Here is a 5,967-nt window from a genome sequence, read left to right as displayed (position 1 = left end):
GATCCACGGCCAGCCTCGGGACATACTTCCCAAACAGGCCCTAGATGAGAGTAGTGGAAACGGATGAACCCGCGGCCCGTTCACGACGGATCCACCCCCCGTGCCGGGAGTCAGCCGAGATCGACCTCCCGGCGGCCGGGGTCGCGCAGATCCGTCCCGGCCGCCAGCCACCGCTGATGCAGCGCGTCTGGGCCGTGCACCCGCTTGTAGGCGGACTCGTTGGGGGTCATCGGAAGCAGGGGGAGAAAGCGGACGGGTGCGAGCCCGGTGGCGAGATCGGGGATGAGCCCGCCGGGCTCGCCGACGAGCACCGCGGTGAACGGGACACCGTCCCAGAGCGGTTCCCCGAGATCCAGGCCGGATCCGGGAGCCACCGGACGGCCCTCGACCGTCGGGACGGCGGCCAACACGGCCAACCGCCGCAGCACGCTGTCGCGCCGCCCGCGCAGGGACAGCACGAGTTCGGCCCGCGGGCCGGCGGGATCGCGCACGGTCGCCGCCGCCGCCGTCATCGGCTCCCGGGACATGCCCAGGGTGAGATAGCGGACGACGCCCGCTCGGTCCGGGCCGAACCGCAGCACCTCGATCTGGTCGGTGCCGAGGAACGTGACCCCGGCCCGACCGGTGCCCGGTCCGAAGGCCGCCGCCGCATGCTCCTCGACCGATCGCAGGATCGCGCTGTCGCTCACCAGGCCGATGCCCCGCCACGTTGTTCCATACCCGCGATCGTATGGTCGGCAGTGATCCCGGGAACCGTGGTGGCCGGCGCGGGAGTTATCGTGGTGCGACGTTGGAGGGGTTCATGGCACAGGTGCTTACCAAGGGCGGCAACGCCGCGTTGCCCACCACCGACGTCCGGGTCGAGATCGCCTCGTCGAGTCCGCTGGACATCGCGGCGATCCTGGTGACCATCCACGGCAAGGTGCGCACCGACGACGACTTCGTCTTTTTCAACCAGCCGACAGGTCCCGGGGTGCGTCTCGTACCGCCGTCCGTGCTGGAGTGCACGTTGGCCGCGGTCCCGCCGGAGATTGACAAGGTGGTCGTCACCGGGAGTCTCGACGGCAGCGGGCCGGCGACCTTCGCCGCCCTGCGCGGCCTGAGCATTGTGGTGCGGGACGCGCGTGGCGGCGCCGAGTTCGCCCGCTTCGATCCGTCCGGGCTGAGCAGCGAGACGGCGCTGATTCTCGTCGAGCTCTACCGGCGCGCCGGGGCCTGGAAGGTGCGGGCGGTCGGCCAGGGCTACGCCTCGGGGCTGGCCGGCATCGCGGCCGACTTCGGCATCACCGTAGACGACCCCGGCACTTCCGGCACTTCCGGCGTCCCCGGCGTCCCCGACCCCGCCGAGGCCGCGACGCAGGTCGTGCAGCCACCCGTGGCCCCGCCCCACCCGCAGGCCGCCCCGGCGCCGTACGGCACGCCCCCGGGCGGCCGGCAGTGGGGACCGCCGCCCGTTCCGTCCGCGCCGACCCCGGCGGGGGGCCCGCAGTGGGGCCCGCCGCCCCCGCCCGCTCAGCCGCAGTGGGGGACACCGCAGCCCCCGCCCGGGCCGCAGTGGGGCCCGCCGCCCCCGCCACCCGGCGGGCAGCAGTGGGGTCCGCCGCCGGGTGGTCAGCAATGGGGTCCGCCGCCCCCCGCGCCGGGAGCGCCCGGTCAGCAGGGTGGCCGGGTGAACCTGGACAAGGGGCGGGTATCGCTCACCAAGGGGCAGAGCGTCTCGTTGGTGAAGACCGGCGCGCCGCCGCTCACCCGGGTCCGGATGGGCCTTGGGTGGGATCCGGCCCAGCACGGGAAGTCGATCGACCTCGACGCGTCCTGCATCCTGTTCGACGAGCGCGGCAAGGACGTCGACAAGGTCTGGTTCATGTCCAAGAAGGGCGCCCGGGGAGCCGTGCGCCACTCTGGGGACAACCTGACCGGCCATGGCGAAGGGGACGACGAGACGATCATGGTCGATCTCGGCGCCCTGCCGGGGAACGTCGTCACCCTGATCTTCACGGTCAACAGTTTCCAGGGACAGACCTTCGTCGAGGTGCGTAACGCCTACTGCCGGTTGTATGACGATCTCACCGGGCAGGAGCTCGTCCGGTTCGACCTGTCCGACTCCAAGCCGTCCACCGGACTGGTGATGTGCCGGGTGCAGCGCGACCGCGGGGCTCCCACCTGGTCGATGACGGCGATCGGGGAGTTCCACGACGGCAAGACCGTCCGCGCCATGGTCAATCCGTCGAGGCAGTACCTGTAGGCAGTGCCCGTAGCCCGATCCCCGGCCCCGGAACGCCGGGCGGTTTGCCGGCGGCCCGCGCGGCGGTGTTGATCCGGCCGACCTCTCCGGGTTGTGGGATGTCCCGGGCCGGGTAACCTCCGGCCGTGAACAGGTCTGCAGGGCCGTCGTGGGCCGGTATGTTGCGCTTCGCAGGCATCGTCCGGTGATGGGCATGATCTCCCGCCCGGCTCCGTCCCGCGTCTACTGCCGCCGGCTGGCGGGCCTGCTTGTCCTGGACCCGAATGGCGACCAGGTCGGCAGGGTGCGCGATGTGATCGCGACGCTGCGACTCGGGCATGAGCCGCCCCGAGTCCTGGGCCTGGCCGTCGAGGTCCAACGCCGACCGATCTTCGTGCCGATGAGCCGGGTCACCGGGGTGGAGTCGGGCGCGGTGGTGCTGTCCTCGGCCCGGCTGAGCTGGCGGCGTTTCCAGCAGCGCCCGAACGAGACCCGGGTGCTCGGCGAGCTGCTTGACCGGCGGGTGACGCTCATCTCGTCCGGCGTCGAGGTGACCGTCGTCGATGCCGCGATCGAACCGGTTCGCGGCGGCGACTGGGTGCTAGACCAGGTGGCGGTGCGGGTCGGCCGGGGCCGGCGCGGCGAGGTGAAGACGGTCGCCTGGGACGAGGTCACCGGCTTCTCGCTGCCCGAGGAGGGGCAGGGGGCCGCGAACCTGCTCGCCGCGTTCGAGAAGCTGCGGCCCGCCGACCTCGCGTCGCTGCTGCATGACCTGTCCGAGAAACGGCGCGCGGAGGTCGCTGCCGCCCTCGATGACGAGCGGCTTGCCGACGTCCTCGAGGAGCTGCCGGAGGACGAGCAGGTCGAGTTGCTCGGGGGACTCGCCGACGAGCGGGCCGCCGACGTGCTGGAGGCGATGGGCCCCGACGACGCGGCGGACCTGCTGGGCGAGCTGCCCGCCGACGACGCGGAGCGTCTCCTGCGGCTGATGGAGCCCGACGAGGCCGCCGGCGTGCGCCGTCTGCTGCTCTACGCCGACGACACGGCCGGCGGCATGATGACCAGCGAGCCGGTCGTGCTCGCCCCGAACGCGACGGTCGCCGAGGCGCTGGCCCGCATCCGCGAACCCGAGCTTTCCCCGGCGCTTGCCGCGCAGGTCTACGTGGTGCGCCCGCCCTACGAGACGCCCACCGGCCGCTACCTCGGTCTCGCCCATTTCCAGCGGCTGCTGCGTGAGCCGCCGGCGACCCTGGTCGGTGGCGTGATCGACGTCGACATCGCCTCGCTGCGGCCCGAGACCCCGCTGGCCGAGGTCACCCGTCATCTGGCGTCCTACAACCTGGTGGCGGCACCGGTTCTCGACCGCGCCGGCCGGCTCGTCGGCGTCGTCACCGTCGACGACGTGCTCGACCACCTGCTTCCCGCGAACTGGCGGGAGCGACAGCTCGACGCGGACGTGGATGCGCGGGCGACCCCCGGGGCACTGACCCCGCCCGCCGCGGGCGACGTGGAACCAGGCTCCCGCGGCGAGGTGGGCAGCTCCCCGGCCGCACCATGAGACGCCTGGGACGCCTGGGACGCCGTCGGCCGCGAGGCGCCCGCCTCGATCAGCCGCGGCTGTCCCGGCGGTCCGCCCTGCGCTCCGCCTACGAGCCGGGCGCCTTCGGGCGAATCGCGGAGCGGGTGGCGCGTTTCATCGGCACGGCCCGGTACCTCGTTGCGCAGAGCATCGTGATTGTGCTGTGGGTCGCCTACAACATCATCGCCCCGCAGTCCGCCCGGTTTGACAATTTCCCGTTCATCTTTCTGACGTTGGTCCTGTCGCTGCAGGCCGCGTACGCGGCACCGCTCATCCTGCTGGCGCAGAACCGCCAGGACGACCGGGACCGCGCGAACCTCGCCCAGGACCGCGAGCAGACCATCCGTAACCGCGAGGACACCGAATACCTCGCCCGCGAACTGGCCGCGATGCGCATCACGATCGGCGAGCTCGCCACCCGGGACTTCCTGCGTTCGGAACTGCGGGGGTTGCTCGCGGAGCTGGAGGGGCCGGACGGTGACCGGGCGAAGGACCGGGAGCGGGAACGCGATCGGGAACGCCGACGGCGGGAGAGCGAGCGTTCGTTACGTTCGCCGCGATGACCGGGCCGGTGCGGTGGGCTGGTGCGAACGGCGGCCGCGCGCCGCACCGGCGGGTGCCCGGGTGCCTACCGCACGGTACCGCGACAGAGCGTCAGTACCGCCATCGCCATCTCGACCCCGCGAGGCCCCAGCTCGTCCGCCCAGATCGCGATGATCTCGTTCTCCCGGGCGTGCTGGATGCGAGGCCCGCCCTCGGCCGAGCGCAGCGCCTGGATCTGCTGGGACAGGTCCCGCCGGGTTGCGACGAGATCACGCAGCTGAGCATCGATGTCATCGATGAGCTGTCGTCCCTCGTCGATCGAGGCGATGGCCGGCGCGGTGCTGGGGGCATCGACGACGTTTTCCACAAGTGGGCCTTTCGGTCGGAGGCCCGGCGCACCCCAGGCCGAGACAACCCGGAGGCGGACCGGGCCTGGGTCTGGCGCTTGTGCCGCGTGAGATCAGCGGCGGAGCGGGGACCGTGCCCGGTCCCCATAAAACAGCCGCAGCGACGTGCCGTGACCTGTGAGTCGGCGGCACGTGAATCGACTGCACTGCATGGCAAGAGCATGCCAGCCGCGTGCCGATTCGTCCAGGCGCCTGATCTCTTGGGTAGCCATCCACCCCGACTCTTGGGTAACCCCACCCCGACTGATCCCTCACCTTGACTAATCCCTCACCTTGACTCGGGCGGCGACGCCGCCCGATCAGGCGTCCGGTAACCGAGGCGAGGCCGGTGAGACCATCGGATAATGGCGCAACTGGAGCTCACCGGCATGCCCCGCCGGCTTTTTTCCTGCACGCCGTCGCGGCTGGCCGCCTTCGAGGACTGCCCCCGCCGGTACCGGATGACGTATCTGGACCGGCCGCGGCCGCCCAAGGGGCCGCCCTGGGCGCACACCTCCTTCGGTGTCAGCGTGCACAACGCGCTGCGACGCTGGTGGGAGGAGCCGATCGAGCAACGGGCCCCGCAGCGGGCCGCGGCGCTGTTGCGGTTGCTGTGGGTCGACGAAGGTTTCCGGGACGGTGAGCAGTCGTACCGGTGGCGCGAGCGCGGCGCGCGGATGGCGCATGACTATGTCGCGCACCTCGATCCGGCGGCCGAGCCGCGCGGGGTCGAGCGCTCGGTCGCGGCCTGTACCGAGGCACTGGCCTTCTCCGGGCGGGTGGACCGTCTCGACGACCGAGACGGGGAGTTGGTCGTCGTCGACTACAAGACCGGACGCCGGCCGATCACCGACGACGACGCGCGATCGTCCCCGGCGCTCGCGCTCTACGCCTTGGCCGCCGGGCGGATGCTGCGCCAACCATGCCGGCGGGTCGAGCTGCACCACGTGCCCAGTGGGCGGGTCGCGGCCGCCGAGCACACCGAGGCGAGCATCGCCCGGCACGTGCGGCGGGCGGAGTCGGTCGCGGCGGACGCCGTGCGCGCGACGGAGGCCCTGCGGGCGGGTGAGGATCCGCAACGGGCGTTCCCGCCGAGCCCCGGCCCCCTGTGCTCGTGGTGCGATTTCCGGAGCCACTGCCCCGAGGGGCAGGCGGCTGGCCCCGAACGCCAGCCCTGGGACGCCCTCGGCGACGAGGACGACGAGGGCTGAGGCGCCGGCATACCGGCTCTCGAC

6 protein-coding genes are annotated in these 5,967 nt (G+C 72.2%); 4 read left to right on the top strand and 2 right to left on the bottom strand.

Annotated features, from left to right (window positions below; all coding sequences use genetic code 11):
• Positions 1 to 110 precede the first annotated feature (110 nt).
• A complete protein-coding gene (locus ACY45C_RS19325; protein ID WP_462188983.1) occupies positions 111 to 689 on the bottom strand; it encodes a suppressor of fused domain protein in 579 nt (192 codons plus the stop codon).
• Between the two features lie 113 nt (positions 690 to 802).
• Here ACY45C_RS19325 and ACY45C_RS19320 point away from each other — a divergent pair, with 113 nt between their 5' ends.
• From ACY45C_RS19320 to ACY45C_RS19310, 3 genes are all read left to right on the top strand, one after another.
• The gene (locus tag ACY45C_RS19320; RefSeq protein ID WP_462188982.1) at positions 803 to 2,245 is read left to right on the top strand and encodes a TerD family protein; all 1,443 of its coding nucleotides are present in this window, start codon (positions 803 to 805) and stop codon (positions 2,243 to 2,245) included.
• A 193-nt stretch (positions 2,246 to 2,438) separates the two neighbouring features.
• Positions 2,439 to 3,782, top strand: coding sequence for a magnesium transporter MgtE N-terminal domain-containing protein (locus ACY45C_RS19315; RefSeq protein WP_462188984.1), 1,344 nt, complete (start codon positions 2,439 to 2,441; stop codon positions 3,780 to 3,782).
• Positions 3,779 to 4,366 carry a DUF1003 domain-containing protein gene (locus ACY45C_RS19310; RefSeq protein ID WP_462188981.1) on the top strand — a complete coding sequence of 196 codons (588 nt, stop codon included), beginning with the start codon at positions 3,779 to 3,781 and terminating at the stop codon, positions 4,364 to 4,366. The genes ACY45C_RS19315 and ACY45C_RS19310 overlap by 4 nt, the downstream gene beginning before the upstream one ends.
• 65 nt (positions 4,367 to 4,431) lie before the next feature.
• On the opposite strand, the gene ACY45C_RS19305 is transcribed toward ACY45C_RS19310, so the two are convergent.
• Positions 4,432 to 4,713 carry a chorismate mutase gene (locus tag ACY45C_RS19305; protein ID WP_462188980.1) on the bottom strand — a complete coding sequence of 94 codons (282 nt, stop codon included), beginning with the start codon at positions 4,711 to 4,713 and terminating at the stop codon, positions 4,432 to 4,434.
• A gap of 384 nt (positions 4,714 to 5,097) precedes the next feature.
• On the opposite strand from ACY45C_RS19305, the gene ACY45C_RS19300 reads away from it, so the two are divergent.
• Positions 5,098 to 5,943, top strand: coding sequence for a RecB family exonuclease (locus ACY45C_RS19300; RefSeq protein WP_462188979.1), 846 nt, complete (start codon positions 5,098 to 5,100; stop codon positions 5,941 to 5,943).
• The last annotated feature ends 24 nt before the right edge of the window (positions 5,944 to 5,967 follow it).

This window comes from Frankia sp. CcWB2, assembly GCF_977927585.1.
This window is presented reverse-complemented; position numbering and strand designations above follow the sequence as displayed.